General features: G+C 57.2%; 15 protein-coding genes. 5 read left to right on the plus strand and 10 right to left on the minus strand.

Annotation, left to right across the window (positions count from 1 at the left end; genetic code table 11):
• Nucleotides 1-47 precede the first annotated feature (47 nt).
• The gene (locus K2184_RS23320; protein ID WP_004107464.1) at nt 48-1412 is read left to right on the plus strand and encodes a NosD domain-containing protein; all 1365 of its coding nucleotides are present in this window, start codon (nt 48-50) and stop codon (nt 1410-1412) included.
• Between the two features lie 54 nt (nt 1413-1466).
• On the opposite strand, the gene rhaM is transcribed toward K2184_RS23320, so the two are convergent.
• The 9 genes from rhaM to rhaB form a co-directional block, all read right to left on the minus strand.
• Complete coding sequence (gene rhaM / locus K2184_RS23325; RefSeq protein ID WP_004107466.1) at nt 1467-1781, minus strand: L-rhamnose mutarotase; 315 nt, start codon at nt 1779-1781, stop codon at nt 1467-1469.
• Complete coding sequence (gene fucO / locus K2184_RS23330; protein WP_004107467.1) at nt 1778-2926, minus strand: lactaldehyde reductase; 1149 nt, start codon at nt 2924-2926, stop codon at nt 1778-1780. Before fucO ends, rhaM begins: the two co-directional genes overlap by 4 nt.
• Nucleotides 2927-3086: 160 nt before the next feature.
• Nucleotides 3087-4091 (minus strand): ABC transporter permease, encoded by a 1005-nt coding sequence (locus K2184_RS23335; protein WP_064373348.1) that lies wholly within the window; start codon nt 4089-4091, stop codon nt 3087-3089.
• Nucleotides 4088-5092, minus strand: a complete 1005-nt coding sequence (locus K2184_RS23340) for an ABC transporter permease (protein WP_004107471.1) — start codon at nt 5090-5092, stop codon at nt 4088-4090. Before K2184_RS23340 ends, K2184_RS23335 begins: the two co-directional genes overlap by 4 nt.
• Nucleotides 5092-6603: a sugar ABC transporter ATP-binding protein gene (locus K2184_RS23345; protein ID WP_163525538.1), complete on the minus strand. Its 1512-nt coding sequence runs from the start codon at nt 6601-6603 to the stop codon at nt 5092-5094. Before K2184_RS23345 ends, K2184_RS23340 begins: the two co-directional genes overlap by 1 nt.
• A 137-nt stretch (nt 6604-6740) precedes the next feature.
• Complete coding sequence (gene rhaS / locus K2184_RS23350) at nt 6741-7727, minus strand: rhamnose ABC transporter substrate-binding protein (RefSeq protein WP_004107475.1); 987 nt, start codon at nt 7725-7727, stop codon at nt 6741-6743.
• A gap of 81 nt (nt 7728-7808) precedes the next feature.
• Entirely contained in the window at nt 7809-8639 is an 831-nt protein-coding gene (gene rhaD / locus K2184_RS23355) for a rhamnulose-1-phosphate aldolase (RefSeq protein WP_004107477.1), read from the minus strand.
• A 135-nt stretch (nt 8640-8774) separates the two neighbouring features.
• Nucleotides 8775-10034, minus strand: a complete 1260-nt coding sequence (gene rhaA, locus K2184_RS23360) for an L-rhamnose isomerase (RefSeq protein ID WP_023321844.1) — start codon at nt 10032-10034, stop codon at nt 8775-8777.
• Nucleotides 10031-11497: a rhamnulokinase gene (gene rhaB / locus K2184_RS23365; RefSeq protein ID WP_064344072.1), complete on the minus strand. Its 1467-nt coding sequence runs from the start codon at nt 11495-11497 to the stop codon at nt 10031-10033. Before rhaB ends, rhaA begins: the two co-directional genes overlap by 4 nt.
• Before the next feature lie 311 nt (nt 11498-11808).
• On the opposite strand from rhaB, the gene rhaS (K2184_RS23370) reads away from it, so the two are divergent.
• Both rhaS (K2184_RS23370) and rhaR read left to right on the plus strand, forming a co-directional pair.
• A complete protein-coding gene (gene rhaS, locus K2184_RS23370; RefSeq protein ID WP_004107487.1) occupies nt 11809-12645 on the plus strand; it encodes an HTH-type transcriptional activator RhaS in 837 nt (278 codons plus the stop codon).
• A gap of 73 nt (nt 12646-12718) precedes the next feature.
• A complete protein-coding gene (gene rhaR, locus K2184_RS23375; protein ID WP_004107490.1) occupies nt 12719-13567 on the plus strand; it encodes an HTH-type transcriptional activator RhaR in 849 nt (282 codons plus the stop codon).
• 5 nt (nt 13568-13572) lie between these two features.
• Here rhaR and rhaT read toward each other — a convergent pair whose 3' ends face one another.
• Entirely contained in the window at nt 13573-14607 is a 1035-nt protein-coding gene (rhaT, locus tag K2184_RS23380) for an L-rhamnose/proton symporter RhaT (RefSeq protein WP_004107493.1), read from the minus strand.
• A 291-nt stretch (nt 14608-14898) separates the two neighbouring features.
• Between rhaT and sodA the strand changes: the two genes are divergently transcribed.
• Nucleotides 14899-15519, plus strand: coding sequence for a superoxide dismutase [Mn] (gene sodA, locus K2184_RS23385; protein WP_004107495.1), 621 nt, complete (start codon nt 14899-14901; stop codon nt 15517-15519).
• Between the two features lie 71 nt (nt 15520-15590).
• Nucleotides 15591-16265: a 6-hydroxyaminopurine reductase gene (yiiM, locus tag K2184_RS23390; RefSeq protein ID WP_004107502.1), complete on the plus strand. Its 675-nt coding sequence runs from the start codon at nt 15591-15593 to the stop codon at nt 16263-16265.
• The last annotated feature ends 31 nt before the right edge of the window (nt 16266-16296 follow it).

Genomic DNA, 16296 nt, shown 5'->3' on the forward strand with positions numbered 1-16296 from the left:
ACAGTTTTTTTTAATTGATTTTCTGTTCATAGCAGAGGAGGTTCTTCATGACGCATAATAATTATTATGACGTGACGCAGTGGCATATCGGTAATCCGTATAAGGATATCGGCGAAGTTATCAACAGTATTATTCTCGATATTAAAAATCGGCAAACCGCAACCGACATGAATAATGGTGGAAAACCCGGCGCCGCTATCTATATCCCGCCCGGCGATTATTATCTGACGACTCAGGTTTTGATTGATATCAGTTATTTAAAAATAATGGGCGCCGGACACGGGTTTGTCTCTTCAAGTATTCGCTTTAATACGCCGGCTGACGAGTGGGCGAATTTGCATGATATATGGCCGGGTGGCAGCCGTATCCTGGTCGATCTTTGCCCGCAGCCCGGTGATGAAGAACACGCTGGCGCTGCATTTTACGTGAAACGCAGCGGAGCACCGCGAATAAGTTCAGTGGCGTTTGAAAACTTCTGTATTGATGGCTTGCATTTTATTGATGATGGGCTGGGAAACAACGATCCGGAAAATAGCTATATTAACGGCAAAACCGGGATTTATATCGCCAGCGCTCAGGATGCTTTCCGGATTACCGGCATGGGATTTATCTATCTTGAGCATGGTCTCACGACGTACAATAGTGATGCTATGGCGATCCATAATAACTTTATCGCCGAATGCGGCAACTGCATCGAGCTTCGTGGCGCTGGACAGGCTTCTAAAATAACCGATAACCTGATTGGCGCAGGCTATAAAGGCTATTCGATTTATGCCCAAAACTTTGGTGGGTTATTAATTTCTGGCAATAATATCTTTCCGCGTGGCGCCAGCAGCGTTCATTTATCTGGCGTTGTTCGTTCTACCGTGACCGGTAATCGGTTGCACTCATTTTATCCAGGGATGTTGGTACTGGAGAATAACAGTGCGGAGAATCTCATCGCGGCCAATCATTTTTTCCGCGATCGCGAACCCTGGCCGCCGATGCAGACCTATGACAACGGCCTGGATGATGCCTATGGTCTGCTGCATATCAATGGTAGTCATAATTCGTTGATTGCCAATCATATTTCCGAAACGATTGATATCCAGTATCTCAAGCCGCTGGGAATAAAACCGGTCATCATCCGGCTGGTTTCCGGGAAAGGGAATTATATTGCCAATAACCATATCGTGGCGACCACGGAGACGTCAGCGGCGCAGGCGCAGCCCTCCGAAGAGGATGCCTGCTTTGCGGCGCAGGTCAGCGCTTTGCTGACGACGGCCAGGTTAAAGGAGCTTGATGCGGTTGCCGTGCAGGTAGAAAAAGAATCCGCGCAAAACACGATACTGGATAGCGGAAGCGACGATCGGGTGCTGATGGACAGGGCGGTAAACGCCTTCAGGGCCACGCCCGTTCCCGGAACGATGTAACGCTCTTCGATCTGAAGCGGTGGCCCCGCTAAATGCAGCGGGGCCGTCATGGATTTAATCGAGATAAAACACCTCTTTGAGCTCCGCGCTTACCGGACTGTTGTCCGGATTGGCCGGCATAACATCGCGCATATGCTGCCACCAGCGCTGACACACCTCGGTCCCGGCGACGGCGTTCCAGCGCGCTTCGGATTCAATCTCCACCGTGGCGAACAGCAGATGGCGCTCTTTATCGAGATAAATCGCGTAATGGTGCGCGCCGTGGGCTTTCAGCACCGCTTCCAGCTCCGGCCAGATGGGATTATGGCGGCGCTGATACTCTTCATGCGCGTCCGGGTTTACCTGCATCACGAAAGCTTTGCGGATCATAATGCCTCCAGATACAGGTCGCGGACTTCGTCGCGGCTGGCGGTGCGCGGGTTGCACGGCGCGCACGGGTCGGCCAGCGCTTTGTCCAGCCAGCCTTCGATATCGGCTTTGCTAACGCCAAGCTGACTAAAGCCTTGCGGGATGCCGACGCGTTTACTCAGCGCGCGGATGGCGTTGATGGCCTCCATGCTGGCTGCCTCATCGCTCATGCCGCGGGTATCGACGCCCATCGCCTGCGCGACGCGAGCGAAACGGGCAACCGCGTTCGGGCGATTAAAGTTTTCGATGATCGGCAGCAGGATGGCGTTGCACACGCCGTGCGGCAGGTTGTGGGTAGCGCCCGGCTGATGAGCCAGCGCATGCACCAGGCCAAGACCGGCGCTGTTAAACGCCATGCCCGCCAGATACTGGCCAAACGCCATTTGCTCGCGGGCTTCAAGATTGTGCCCGTCGTCCACGGCTTGCGGCAGCCATTGGTTGATCAGGCGAATCGCTTCCAGGGCATTGGCATCGGTCAGCGGGTGCGCGCCAACGGAAACAAAAGCTTCAATGGCGTGGGTCAGCGCGTCCATGCCGGTGGCGGCGGTAATGGACGGCGGGATATCAAGCATCACGCTGGCGTCATCGACGGCAATATCGGGAATGATATTGGGGTCGATGATCACCTCTTTCACCTGACGTTCGGCGTCGATAATGACCGCATTGCTGGTCATCTCCGCGGCTGTTCCTGCTGTGGTGTTGATTGCTACCAGCGGCACCCCGGCGTTTTTCACTTTGCCGACGCCGGAGTAGGCGGTCGATGGCCCCGGGTTGGCGGTGAGGATTTTCACCGCTTTAGCGGTATCGATCGGGCTGCCGCCGCCGAAGGCGATAAGGTAATCACACCCGGCCTCGCGATACGCCGCGTAGCCTTTTTGCACCAGCGCTTCCGTTGGGTTAGGGAACACCTCATCAAACAGATGATAAGACATTTGCTGTTCATCCAGGGCGGTAAACAGGCTGTCGAGCAGACCCATCTTGACCAGATGACCGTCGGTGACGATCAGCGCTTTACCCCACCCTTTACCTGCCACCAGCTTAACCATATCACCGATTGCGCCCGCGCCGTGGAGGCTGATTTTGGGTAGTGCCAACATAAAACTCATGATAATTCTCCTTAATGTTGATTTGGGTAATCCGTTTCCCTTCACCCGCTCCCGGGTCGCGGCTGGCGCCTTACCCGGGCTACAGGTTCACTGGCGTCTGCAGGCCGGTAGCCAGGACAGGTGCGTAGCACCGCCTCCGGGATTTAGGGTGAAGGGGAAATTAAATCCGTCTTCGTTGCAAAATCCGCCGGGTAATAATCGGCAGCGAAATAACCACAATCAGCATCGCGCCGATGATGATCGACATCACGATGCCCGGCACGTTGAGCAGGCTCAGGCCAAACGTCACCAGCCCCATCAGGAAAGCGGCGATAATCACCCCCACCATGCTGCCGGAACCGCCGAGAATATTGACGCCGCCGAGTACCGCCATCGTGACGACCGCCAGCTCCCAGCCCATCGCCAGCGTCGGGCGGGTACTGCCGAGCCTTGAGGTCAGCAGAACCGCCGCCAGGCCGGCCATCAGTCCGACCAGCGCGAACAGCACCAGGTTGTGACGCTTGACGTTGATCCCGGAGAACCAGGCTCCGGTCGGGTTATTGCCGATGGCGTAGGTCCGGCGGCCAAAGTTGGTTTTATGCAGCAGGAAGGTAAAGGCGGCAGCAAGAAGGATAAACAGCGCAAACTCAAAAGAGAGCGCGCCCCACACGTAGCCCTGGCCAAACCAGGCGAAGCTGTCCGGGTAGTGATTGAGCGCCTTGTCGCCCAGCAGAATGTAGGTTATCCCGCGATACAGGCTCATGGTGCCGATGGTGATCACGATCGACGACAGGTTAAAGCGCGTCACCAGGATACCGTTGAACAGGCCGCACAGCAGCCCCACGCCCAGCCCGACGGCCACCAGCAGCGGCGTATCCATACCCGCTGCCGCGCAGAAGCCCATCGCCGTTGAGCTCAGCGCCATCGTCGAGGCTACCGAAAGGTCGATCTCTCTGGCGATAATCAGCATCGCCATCGGCAGCACGATGATCGCTTTTTCGGTGAAGTTAAACGTGGCGTCCGACAGATTCCAGATATTAAGGAACCAGGGGGATGCCAGGGCGTTAACCATAAATACCGCCAGGGTTACCGCCAGCAGAAAACCTTCCCAGCACAGCAAGCGGCGCAGCGGCGACGGCGCGGCCGGGACGCTTTTCATCTCTTCAGACATCATCATTTTGCTCATGATTTCACCGCCTGTTTCTGTCGGGCTAATGCCGCGTCGCGCAGGATTAACCGTCCGTGGCCTTTATTGCCTCGTTCGTTAAGCAGCACCGCAATGACGATCACCGCGCCGGAAATGGCCATTTGCCAGAACGGCGAAATACCGATCACCGGCAGCGCGTTATTAATCACTCCAAGGAACAGCGCCCCGCACAGGCAGCCGAGCACGCGACCGGTTCCGCCCATGGTGCTGATGCCGCCGATGACGCAGGCGGCGACCACCTGCAGTTCAAAACCGTTGGCGACATCGACATAGGCGACAGCGAAACGTGAGATCCACAAATAGCCGCAGAACCCGGCCAGCGCGCCGGAGAGGCAGAAGCTGACAAACTGCATCTTCCCGGCGTTAATCCCGGTGTAGTACGCCGCCGTCGCGTTGCCGCCCGCGGTGTACAAGGCCCGGCCGGTGCGGCTGTAGCGCAGGAAATAGCCTACCAGCAGCAGCGCGGCGATGGCGCACCAGCTCAGCAGCGGCATTCCCAGCAGCGAGGCGCGCGGCAGGCCGAGAAAATCGGCGCTCATCTGGTGCGAGTTAACCCAGCTACCCTCGGAAAGCAGAAAGATAATCCCGCGATAAATACTCATGGTGCCCAGCGTGACCACGATGGCCGGAATACCGAGCCGCCAGACCAGCAGGCCGTTAATCATCCCCATCAGCAGGCCAAGCAGGGTCGCCAGCGCCAGCAGCGCCGCCACCGGGATACCCGGATAGTGGGCGTTGAGCAGAGCGACGATCATTCCGGTCAGCGCCAGATTGGCGGCCATCGACAGATCGATGCCTTTGGTGAGCAGCACCATCATCTGCCCGAGGGCGAGGATGATCAGAATGGCGGTGTCGTTAAACATCTCCACCAGATTGCCCGGCGAGACGAACGACGGCGCCCGGCTGCCGATAGCGCCGATCATCAAAATGATCACCGCCGCCAGCAGCGCTTCGCGGTGTTTAAGCAGCTGTTTGCCCATTACGCTGCCTCCTGATTCACGCCGCTGGCGGCGCTGACGATGGTTTCCGCCGTCGCTTCACCGGCGCGATACCCGGCCACCATCAGCCCCTCGTGCATCACGATAATCCGGTCGGCCATACCCATCACTTCCGGCAGCTCCGAAGAGACCATAATGACCGCCAACCCCTGGCTGACCAGTTCGGACATAAACTGGTGCACCGCCGCTTTGGAACCGATATCGATGCCTTTGGTCGGTTCGTCGAGGATAATCACCTCGGGATGGGTCGCCAGCCATTTGCCGATCACCACTTTTTGCTGATTGCCGCCGGAAAGGGTTTCCACCGCCTGCCGCCAGCTAAAAGCTTTGACCTGTAAGCGCGAAGCGTACTCATCCGCCAGCCGCCATTCGCGGGCGTCGTTCAGTACGCCGTTGGGGTTGAGTTTGCTGAGCTGCGGCAGGCTGATGTTCTGGGCGATCGGCAGGGCGATAATCGCCCCTTGTTTCTGCCGCTCTTCCGGCACGCAGACGATACCGGCGTTGATGGCGTCGACCGGCTGGCGAAAGCGCATCGCTTTGCCCTTCAGTACGATGTTGCCGGAGGAGGGGGTCGAGACCCCGGAGAGCGCCTGCATCAGCTCGGTGCGCCCGGCGCCCACCAGGCCGTAAAAGCCAAGAATCTCCCCTTTGCACAGGCTGAAATTGATATGGGCAAACTCGGTGGGGTGACAGAGGTCTTGCACCTCCAGCACCGTTTCCCCTGGGGTACAGTCAACTTTCGGGTAGGTTTGGGTAATCGCGCGGCCCACCATCATCGTCACCATCCGCTCTTCGGTGATGTCGTTTATCGCTCCGGAGCTGACGTAAACGCCGTCGCGCAGAATGGTGTAGTAGTCTGCCAGCTCGAAAATCTCATCGAACTTATGCGAGATAAAAAGAATCGCTTTGCCGTCCTGCTTCAGGCGCTCAACGATTTGATAAAACTCCAGAATTTCATGCTGTGAGAGCGCGGCGGTCGGCTCATCGAGGATCACCACCTGGGCTTCAAAGGAGAGCGCCCGGGCGATGGCCACCATATGGCGCTGGGCGATGCTGAGGGTTTTCAACGTCGCGCGCGGGTCAATCTGCACCTCCAGGCGGGTGAGAATCTCGCTGGCTTTGCGGTACATGGCGGGCCAGTCGAGCCTCTTCAGCAGACCGCGATGCAGATACTGGCCGACGAAAATATTTTCAGTGACCGACAGCTCGTCGAACAGCACGGTTTCCTGATGAATGGCGGTGATCCCGACCTTGTGCGCTGACTCCGGGGTCGGCAGCTGGATAGGGATCGCTTTATAGAGAATCTCGCCCTCTTCGGGCTGATAAATACCGGTCATCACTTTGACCAGCGTGGATTTGCCCGCGCCGTTTTCGCCGATTAAGGCGGTGACTTTGCCGGGCCAGAGATCGAGCTGTACGTTCTCAAGTGCGCGCACGCCGGGGAAAACCTTGGTGATGCCCTTAAGCGACAGCAGTGGGGTGGATGCTGACATGATAGTTCTCCGTAAAATCACCCTAACCCTCTCCCCAAAGTGGCGAGGGAACCGTTCAGTGCTCTCTGCCTGCATTGCGCAGAGGGCCTGGCTTTCTCCCTCTCCCTTCGGGAGCGGGCCGGGGTGAGGAAGCAGGGTTAGAATATCTTCGAGAACTTATCGATATTGCTCGCATCGTAGACGAACGGTTCGGCCATCGCGCCGCTACCGTCGGCGTCGAGCTTCACTTTGCCCAGCTTGCCCATATTGGCTTCGGTTTTGGTCGCCGTGCCTTTGACTAAATCGTCGGCCAGATACGTGGCGGCATAGCCAAGGTCAATCGGATTCCAGATAGCAAAGCTTTTGCTGGCGCCGGACTTAATCGCCCCCGCCATTTCCGATGGCAGCCCCAGGCCAGTCACGTAGACCTTGCCGATTTTGCCCTGATCTTTCACCGCCTGCGCGGCGGCAACGATCCCCACCGACGAAGGCGAAACGATCACTTTCAGGTCAGGATATGACTTCAGCAGGCCCACCGCTTCGCGGTAGCTTTTATCCGACAGATCGTCACCGTAGGCGACGGTCACCAGATTGACGGACGGATACTGCGGCAGCACCTTTTTCATCTCCTCAATCCAGATGTTCTGGTTGGTGGAGGTTGGGGTGGCGCTTAAAATCGCCACATCGCCTTTTTCCACGTTCAGCGCCTTCAGCGCATCGGCGGCGAGCTTAACGTTGGTTTCGCCAATCAAGGCGTTATTGGACGGATTAAGATGGATCTGGCGTCCCGCCGGCGCGACGCCGGAGTCCCAGGAGACCACCTTAATGCCGCGCTGCATCGCTTTCTTCAGCACCGGCACCACGGCATCGGGATCGTTAGCGGAAATGGCGATCGCATCCACCCCTTGGGCGATCAAACCATTCAGCACTTCGATCTGTGCTTCGGCGGTGGTGGTGGTCGGGCCGGTATAGATCACTTTGACATCGCCTAACTCTTTGGCCGCTTCCTGCGCGCCGACGTTCGCTGCTTCGAAGAATCCATTTCCCAATGATTTCGCCACGAGGGCGATTTTGACTTCGGCTAAAGCGGAACCGGACAACGCCAGGATGGCAACGGTGAGGATCAAGCTTGTCTTTGTTTTCATTGCTTTTACTCCACAAGAGTCAGTTTGGTAGGGTTTGCAGGTGATGTTTCGCCCCGTCTCGGTGAGCGGGGCGCGATGTTGTTATTGATAAAGGTCTAACGCGGACTGCATCGGTTGAACGTTGAAGCGTTTGCCAAGAGCGACCAGCTCTTCGCGGGTGATGGTTTGTTTCATCCCGCCCATTGAATAGACTTTCACCAGCACCTCAGCGGATTTCTCGGCGGTATCGATCAGGCCGAAGGTTTCATCCAGATTGGGGCCGCTGCCGAAAACGCCGTGGAACGGCCACAGCACCAGCGAGTGTTTCTGCATCGCCTCAGCGGTGGCCTGGCCGATTTCGTCGGTGCCCGGCACCATCCACGGCAGAATGCCGACGCCGTCCGGGAAGACCACCAGGCATTCGGTGCTGCCTTCCCAGAGCTTACGGGTGAACAGATCGCTGTTGTTCTCCAGCACGTAGGTCAGGGCAATCAGGTTAGTGGCGTGGCAGTGCATGATCACCCGGTCTTTGCCGTTGGTCAGGCGGATACGCTCGCTGTGCGACAGGAAGTGCGCCGGTAGCTCGGATGTTGGTACCGCATCGTTGGTCAGACCCCAAAGAATATGGTATCCCGCGCCGTCGCTGTCGACTTTCACCACGCCGAGGTTCGCCGCCGGGTCGAGCTGGACGTTACGGAAGAATTTACCGGAACCGGTGACGATAAACGGCTGGTTGGCCAGCGTTGGCATCGGCTGGCTCAGGGCGATATAGCGCGGTTTAGCGTGGAAATCCGCCGCGTAGGGTTCAATATCCGCTTCGTCGAGGCGCAGCGTCAGGTTGCCGCCGTTGCGCTCGTCCCAGCCTTTCAGCCAGGCGTCGGAAGTGGCTTTAATCATGCCCTGGACGAACCAGGCGTCGATAATGGTCTGCATAGTCTTGTCTTTCCTGTTGATTCGGCGCGGGGTTGGCCCCTCGCCCTGAATATGTGCGAGCCCCCGGATTGCGCCGTAAATGGCTTATCCGGGCTACCGGTTCGTAGCCCGGCTGCGTCCGGGGAAGTCCAGGCATTACCCGCGCTGGCTCAGAACCGCATTTTCATAAGCGCGTACGTTATCCAGCCACTGGCTGCCTGCCGGCGTATCGTGACGCTGACAGTACATTTCCCAGATGGCCTGCCACGGCAGGCACTTCTGCTCTTCCAGTAGCGCCAGACGGGCGGTGTAATCGCCGTCGAGCTCCAGCTGACGCAGTTGCTCGGTTGGTTCCAGCAGAGCGCGCAGCAGCGCTTTCTTCATATTGCGGGTACCAATCACCCACGCCGCGATGCGGTTGATCGAGGCGTCGAAGAAATCGAGACCGATATGCACGCGGTCGAACAGATCGTGGCGGATGATTTCGCTGGCGATGGCCTGGGTTTCATCATCCAGCAGCACCACGTGGTCGCTGTCCCAGCGTACCGGACGGCTTACGTGCAGCAGCAGACGCGGGATATAGAGCATGGCGGCGGAAATCTTATCGGAGATGACCTCCGTCGGATGGAAGTGGCCGGCATCCAGGCACAGGGCAGTCTGGCGGCTGGTGGCGTAGCCCATATAGAACTCATTGGAACCGACGGTGTAGCTTTCCGCGCCGATACCGAACAGTTTGCTCTCTACGGCGTCAATATGGTGCGCCGGGTCCAGCTTCTCGCTGATCACTTCATCAAGCGCGTTCAGCAGGCGCTGGCGCGGCGCGAAGCGGTCAACGGTAATATCCTTCATGCCGTCCGGGATCCAGATATTCATCACCGACGGCGTGCCCAGCTGTTCGCCGAAGTAAGCGGAAATGCGGCGGCTGGCCTTGCAGTGATCGATCCAGAACTGGCGGATTTCATCGTTGGCGTGCGACAGCGTAAAGCCGTCAGCGCTCAGCGGATGCGAGAAGCAGGAGGGGTTAAAATCCAGCCCCAGCTTGTTGGCTTTCGCCCACACAACCCAGTTTTTAAAGTGCTCTGGCTTAATTTCATTACGCGCTACCGGCGCGTCGGATTCCAGATAGAGGGCGTGCAGGTTCAGGCGTTTTGGCCCGGGGATCAGGCTCAACGCCTGCTCAAGGTCGGCGCGCAGCTCGCTGGCGTTACGCGCTTTCCCCGGGTAGTTGCCGGTGGCCTGAATACCGCCGGTCAGGCTTCCTTCCGGGTTTTCGAAACCGACGACGTCGTCGCCTTGCCAGCAGTGCATGGAAACGGGCAGGCGGTCCAGCTGGCGCAAGGCCTCCTCGACATCCACGCCGACGCTGGCGTAGCGCTGTTTGGCAATTTCCCAGGCTTGTTCAAGTTGAGTGGTCATGCGCAAAGCTCCTTGGTCTGTTGTGGCTGAAACTGCGCGCTAAAGCGGGCAATTTCACTTTCATGATTGGGGGTAAAGGTGGTGAGGGCGTAGTTTTGCCGCACGACCTGACGGTATTCATCGACGTTGTGCAGCTCGTCCAGGGTCATCAGCTGAATGCCGATATTGCCCAGGGTGGAGGCCTCAACCGGGCCAGCGACCACGGTGATGCCGCAGGCGTCGGCGCAAAGCTGATTGAGCAGTTCGTTCTGGCAGCCGCCGCCGACAATATGCAGCTGGCTGAACGGCTGACCGCGCAGCGCCGCCAGTTCGTTAAGCACCCGAGCGTAGAGCAGCGCCAGGCTGTCGAAAATGCAGCGGGCCAGCTCGGCGTCGCCGGCAGGAACCGGCTGCCCGGATTCGCGGCAGGCGGCCTGGATTTCCGCGCTCATGTTGTCCGGGTTGATAAAGCGGTCATCGTTACAGTCGATAACGCAGCGGCAGGCCGGAAGCGCAGCGGTGCGTGCGATCAGCGCCGGCAGGTCGCTGACGTTTTGCTCCTTGAGCACCCGCTGCAGCAGCCAAAGACCCATAATATTTTTCAGTACCCGATAGCGGCCTTCGGCCCCGCCTTCGTTGGTGATATTGGCCTTTAGCGCCGCATCGCTGGTGCAGGGGGTTTTGCTTTCAAAGCCCATCAGCGACCAGGTGCCGGAAGAGAGATACGCGGCGTTTTTGCTGGCCAGCGGCGAGGCGATAACCGCGCTGGCGGTATCGTGACTGGCGACGGCGACCACCGGGATGTTATTGCCCTGCGGACATATCCAGTGGCCGATAACGTTGCCGGGGTGCGTCGGCGTACCGAACCATTCGCGCGGCGCGCCGCTCCAGTTCAGCAGCTCTTCATCCCAGTTATCGCTGTTAATGTTGACCAGCTGCGTGGTGGTGGCGTTGGTGTACTCCCAGTTCATGTTGCCGGTCAGGCGGAAGCTAAAGTAGTCCGGGATCAGCAGCGCATGCGCGGCCTGGCTGACCAGTTCCGGCTGTTGTTCAACCAGCGCGCGGAGCTGGTAAAGGGTGTTAAACGGCAGAAACTGAATGCCGCTGCGGCGGTAGATCTCCGCCCGGCCCAGCTGCTCTTCGGCATGGCGCATCAGCCCCTGGGTACGAGAATCGCGATAGGAAACCGGCAGGCCGACGCGCTGGCCCGCTTTATCCAGCAGGACATAATCCACGCCCCAGGTATCGATGCCGATGCTGTCGATCAGGATGCCCTGTTCGCAGACCTTCTCCAGACCGCGGCGAATTTCCCCTTCCAGGCTATCGAGATCCCAGCAGTCGAAACCATCCACCTTCTGCAGGCTATTGGTAAAACGGTGAATTTCACGCAGCGCCAGCGTTTGCTGCCCGGGTTGATAACCGGCGAGCATCACCCGCCCGCTGGAGGCGCCTAAATCAACGGCGACACAATGACGAAAACTCATGGGAAGATCCTTGTGAAAATCATTGCATGCAGTCTAAAAAAGTCGCCTCAGGCTCACCTTCTTGTTACTGACAGGGAAAATTGGCCGCTGGCAAGAAAGCAAAGGTGACCGTGAGAGAGGTCACAGTTTCGTTTTATCTGCGCTGGATGGAGGGATGTGATGTTGTCCGCAGTTCCCGATCTTTCCCGCCATTTCTTGAAAAAGCGGCAGGCTTTACGAATTTTGCGGTCAAAAATTGAAGGCCGGATCGCCGCCCCTTAATTACTATTTGCTCCACTGATTGATAACTTTTCTCATTTCGAGGAGCGGCTATGACTATGTTGCACAGTGTGGATTTCTTTAAGTCCGGCGTTTCAGCTGTCGCCATTGAGCCGCGGCTCCCGCAATCCGCTTTTCCTGAGCATCATCATGATTTTCATGAGATTGTTATTGTGGAGCACGGCACCGGGATTCACGTTTTCAACGGCCAGCCCTATACCATCAGTGGCGGATCAGTGTGCTTTATCCGCGATCACGATCGTCATCTCTACGAGCACACGGATAATTTATGCCTGACTAATGTGCTCTATCGCGCGCCGGACGCATTTCGCTTTTTGTCCGGCCTGAACGAACTGTTGCCGCAGGAGCAGGAGGGGAACTATCTCTCACACTGGCGGGTGAATCAGAATGCATTGCAGCAGGTGCGGCAGATTGTGGAGCAGATGGAGAACGTTGGCGCGGATGCGGATATGCACGCCATCGCCAGCCGCGAGATTTTATTTATGCAGCTGCTGGTGCACCTGCGTAAAAGCAGCCTCGCCGAAGGCGCAGCCAACAATGACGCGCGGCTCAACCATTTAATGGCCTGGCTGGAAGATCATTTTGCCGAAGATATCTGCTGGGAAGAGGTGGCGGCGCGGTTTTCGCTCTCTTTGCGAACTCTGCATCGTCAGTTAAAACAGCAAACCGGACTGACGCCGCAGCGCTACCTGAATCGGGTGCGGTTGATGAAAGCGCGCCATCTGCTGCGCCACAGCGATGACAGCGTGACCGATATCGCCTATCGCTGCGGATTCGGCGACAGTAACCACTTTTCGACGCTTTTTCGCCGTGAATTTGACTGGTCTCCGCGCGATATTCGCCAGGGGCGCGACGCCATTCTTCAGTAACGGGAGAGCAGTCAACGTTTTAGCAGACATAAACGCGAATAATGAAACGTTATTTATGTTCGGAGTTGATGTCGTGGCAGGTCAGCTGATTCTTCGCAAAGATGAATTTTTTGCCTCCCCCGCTCAGGCGGTGGCGGTAGCGGATCGCTATCCGCAAAACGTCTTCGCCGAGCACACCCATGAGTTCTGCGAACTGGTGCTGGTGTGGCGGGGAAACGGCCTGCACGTTCTTAACGATCGCCCGTGGCGCATTACCCGCGGCGATCTGTTCTATATCCGCGCGGAAGATAAGCACTCCTACGCCTCGGTAAACGATCTTGTCCTGCAAAACGTCATTTATTGCCCGGATCGGCTGCGGCTTAACTTTGACTGGGCGGCGCACATTCCGGGTCTGTTCGGCACCCCGTGGGTTCCGCACTGGCGAATTGGCAGCAGCGGAATGGCGCAGGTCAGACAGGTGATTACCCAGCTGGAGCATGAGAGCTGTCGTAGCGATGCGCAGGCCAATAATATGGCCGAACTGCTGTTTGCGCAGCTGGTGCTTATTCTTCAGCGCTATCGCTACGCCACCGATAATCTGGCGGCAACTCAAAGCGAAGCGCTGCTCGATAAGCTGCTCACCGAGCTGGCGGGCAGCCTCAATCGTCCCTTCTTTCTTGACCGTTTTTGCGAGCGGGAAGGGTGCAGCGAGCGCGCGCTGCGCCAGCAGTTTCGTCAGCAGACGGGGATGACTATCAACCACTACCTGCGCCAGCTGCGTATTTGCCACGCGCAGTATCTGCTGCAGCATACCGAACGGCTGATTGGCGAAGTGGCGATGCAGTGCGGGTTTGAAGACAGTAATTACTTTTCGGTGGTGTTTAACCGCGAGATAGGCATGACGCCGGGGCAGTGGCGGCAGCGCAGTCGCGCCGCCGCCTGACGACGCTAGTTCGCCATTCCCAGACCGACGATATTGGCGGCGATGATAATCACCACGCAGCCGAGGCTGAGGACGCCCACAGGACGACGACCGGCGTTGTTCCACTCTTTGAGGATCAGGCCTACCAGCCCGCCGCACAGCACATAGAAGCTCATATGCAGCATCCAGCTCATGTAGTCGTACTGCGCCGGGATGCTGGCGTGGCCCCAGGCGTAGAAGAAGAACTGGAGATACCACATCAGGCCGCCTAACGCGGAAAGCAGGATATTGCTGATAATGAGCGGTTTTGCCAGCGAGAAGTCGGCTTTTATCGACAGATTTTTCACTTTTGCCAGCCGGATAAAGCAGAAGCCGAGGTTAACCAGCGCGCCGCCGCCCATGATCACCACATAGCTTGGCAGCGCGGTGTAAAGCGGGTCGACGCCGAGCGCGGCGGCGGCTTCGTGCATCGGCTTGGCGGCGTTCATGGCGAACGACATACCTGCGGAGAAGATGCCGCACATCACCGCCAGCAGCAGGCCCTTTTTCAGATTGAAGTCTTCGGCCTTGATGCCCATTTTGCGTTCTTTCAACTGGCCTGCCCGGGTGACGATGCCCACGCCAATCACCGCAACCAGCACGCCGAGCAGCGTCATCTGGCCGCCTTTAGTGTTAATGAGAACATCAAACTGACCATTGAGAATCGGGGTCATGAGCGTACCGACAATCAACGTAATACCAATGGCGATGCCGATCCCCATCGACATGCCGAGATAGCGCATCGTCAGGCCGTAGTTAATATTACCGATGCCCCACATGGCGCCGAACAGGAAAACGGGCAGAAGCGTGGAGGCGTTAAAAGAACCGTAATAGGCCCAGAAGTCGGGCAGCAGCATGGCGCTGATGGCCCAGGGGAGGATCAGCCAGGAGACGATCCCGCCGATTGACCACATTGTTTCCCAGGACCAATGTTTAACTTTCTTGAACGGGGCATAGAAACAGGCTGCACTGGCTGCACCTATCAAATGCCAAAAAATACCCATCGTAATCGCGTGATTCATTGATTTTATCCTCATCTATTTTTTATCGGATAAATCTTCTTCCGACCCGATGAGTGTAAAAATCGGTCAGTTTTTCCGCCTTTAAGCTGTTGCCACCAGAAGGCGGAACCTGGCAACCAAAAACTTAATTAGTTGTTCTGTATCACAAAACTACATCTATTCCCCCTTGTTATAACCTTATTAAAAATACGGCATTGATAAGCGTTTTCAATATCATTTAATTAACTATAATGAACCAACTGCTTACGCGGCATTAACACTTTCCGCCGCTCGACAATAATGGAGATGATTATGAGTTATACACTGCCTGCCCTGCCGTACGCTTATGACGCCCTGGAACCGCATTTTGACAAGCAGACGATGGAAATCCATCACACTAAACACCACCAGACCTACGTTAATAATGCCAACGCAGCGCTGGAAAGCCTGCCTGAATTCGCGAACCTGTCCGCAGAAGAGCTGATTACCAAACTGGATCAGCTGCCGGCAGACAAAAAAACCGTGCTGCGTAACAACGCCGGCGGCCACGCTAACCACAGCCTGTTCTGGAAAGGCCTGAAAACAGGTACCACCCTGCAGGGCGACCTGAAAGCGGCTATCGAGCGTGATTTCGGTTCCGTTGATAACTTTAAAGCGGAATTTGAAAAAGCGGCTGCTACCCGTTTCGGCTCCGGCTGGGCGTGGCTGGTGCTGAAAGGCGACAAGCTGGCGGTGGTTTCTACCGCTAACCAGGACTCCCCGCTGATGGGCGAAGCAATCTCCGGCGCTTCCGGCTTCCCGATTCTGGGCCTGGACGTATGGGAACACGCTTACTACCTGAAATTCCAGAACCGTCGTCCGGACTACATTAAAGCGTTCTGGGACGTGGTGAACTGGGACGAAGCCGCAGCGCGTTTTGCCGCCAAAAAATAAGGTTGCATTGTGCTGAGCGAGAAGCGAGTCTGATGACTCGCTTTTTTTATATCCGCAGCAAAGGAGCAGCGATGCACTATCCGGTGAATGTCTTTGTGGGCAAGGTAAGGGATTACGACGGCAGCCGTCCAAGCGCCATCGGTAAAATTCAGATCGACGGTGAACTGACCCTCGGCGATTTGGGGCTGGAGGGCGATGAGCAGGCGGAGAAGAAAATTCACGGCGGGCCGGACCGCGCGCTGTGCCACTATCCCCGTGAACACTATGCCCACTGGGCCCGTGAACTTCCGCAGCAGGCGGATCTTTTCTGCGCCCCGGCGTTTGGCGAAAATCTCTCGACCGAAGGGCTGACGGAAAAAAATGTCTATATTGGCGATATCTTCCGCTGGGGAGAGGCGCTGATTCAGGTGACGCAGCCGCGATCGCCGTGCTTCAAGCTTAACTACCATTTTGCCGTCAGCGACATGGCGCAGCTTATGCAGAATAGCGGCAAAACCGGCTGGCTGTATCGGGTAGTGGCGGGCGGACGAGTGTCCGGCGATGCGCCGCTGGCGCTGGTTTCCCGCCTCAGCGACGTTAGCGTTCACGAGGCGGGAGCTATTGCCTGGCAAATGCCGTTCGATGACGAGCAGTATCACCGCCTGCTATCGGCGGCGGGGCTGTCGGTAAGCTGGAGCCGTACCATGCAGAAACGGCGCCTGAGCGGGAAGATCGAAAATAATTCGCGGAGATTGTGGGGGAAATAGCGCTTCCGTGCGCGTTCCCGGATGGCGGCGC

It is taken from the genome of Klebsiella sp. K5-306, assembly GCF_051835185.1.
Classification (GTDB): domain Bacteria; phylum Pseudomonadota; class Gammaproteobacteria; order Enterobacterales; family Enterobacteriaceae; genus Klebsiella; species Klebsiella oxytoca.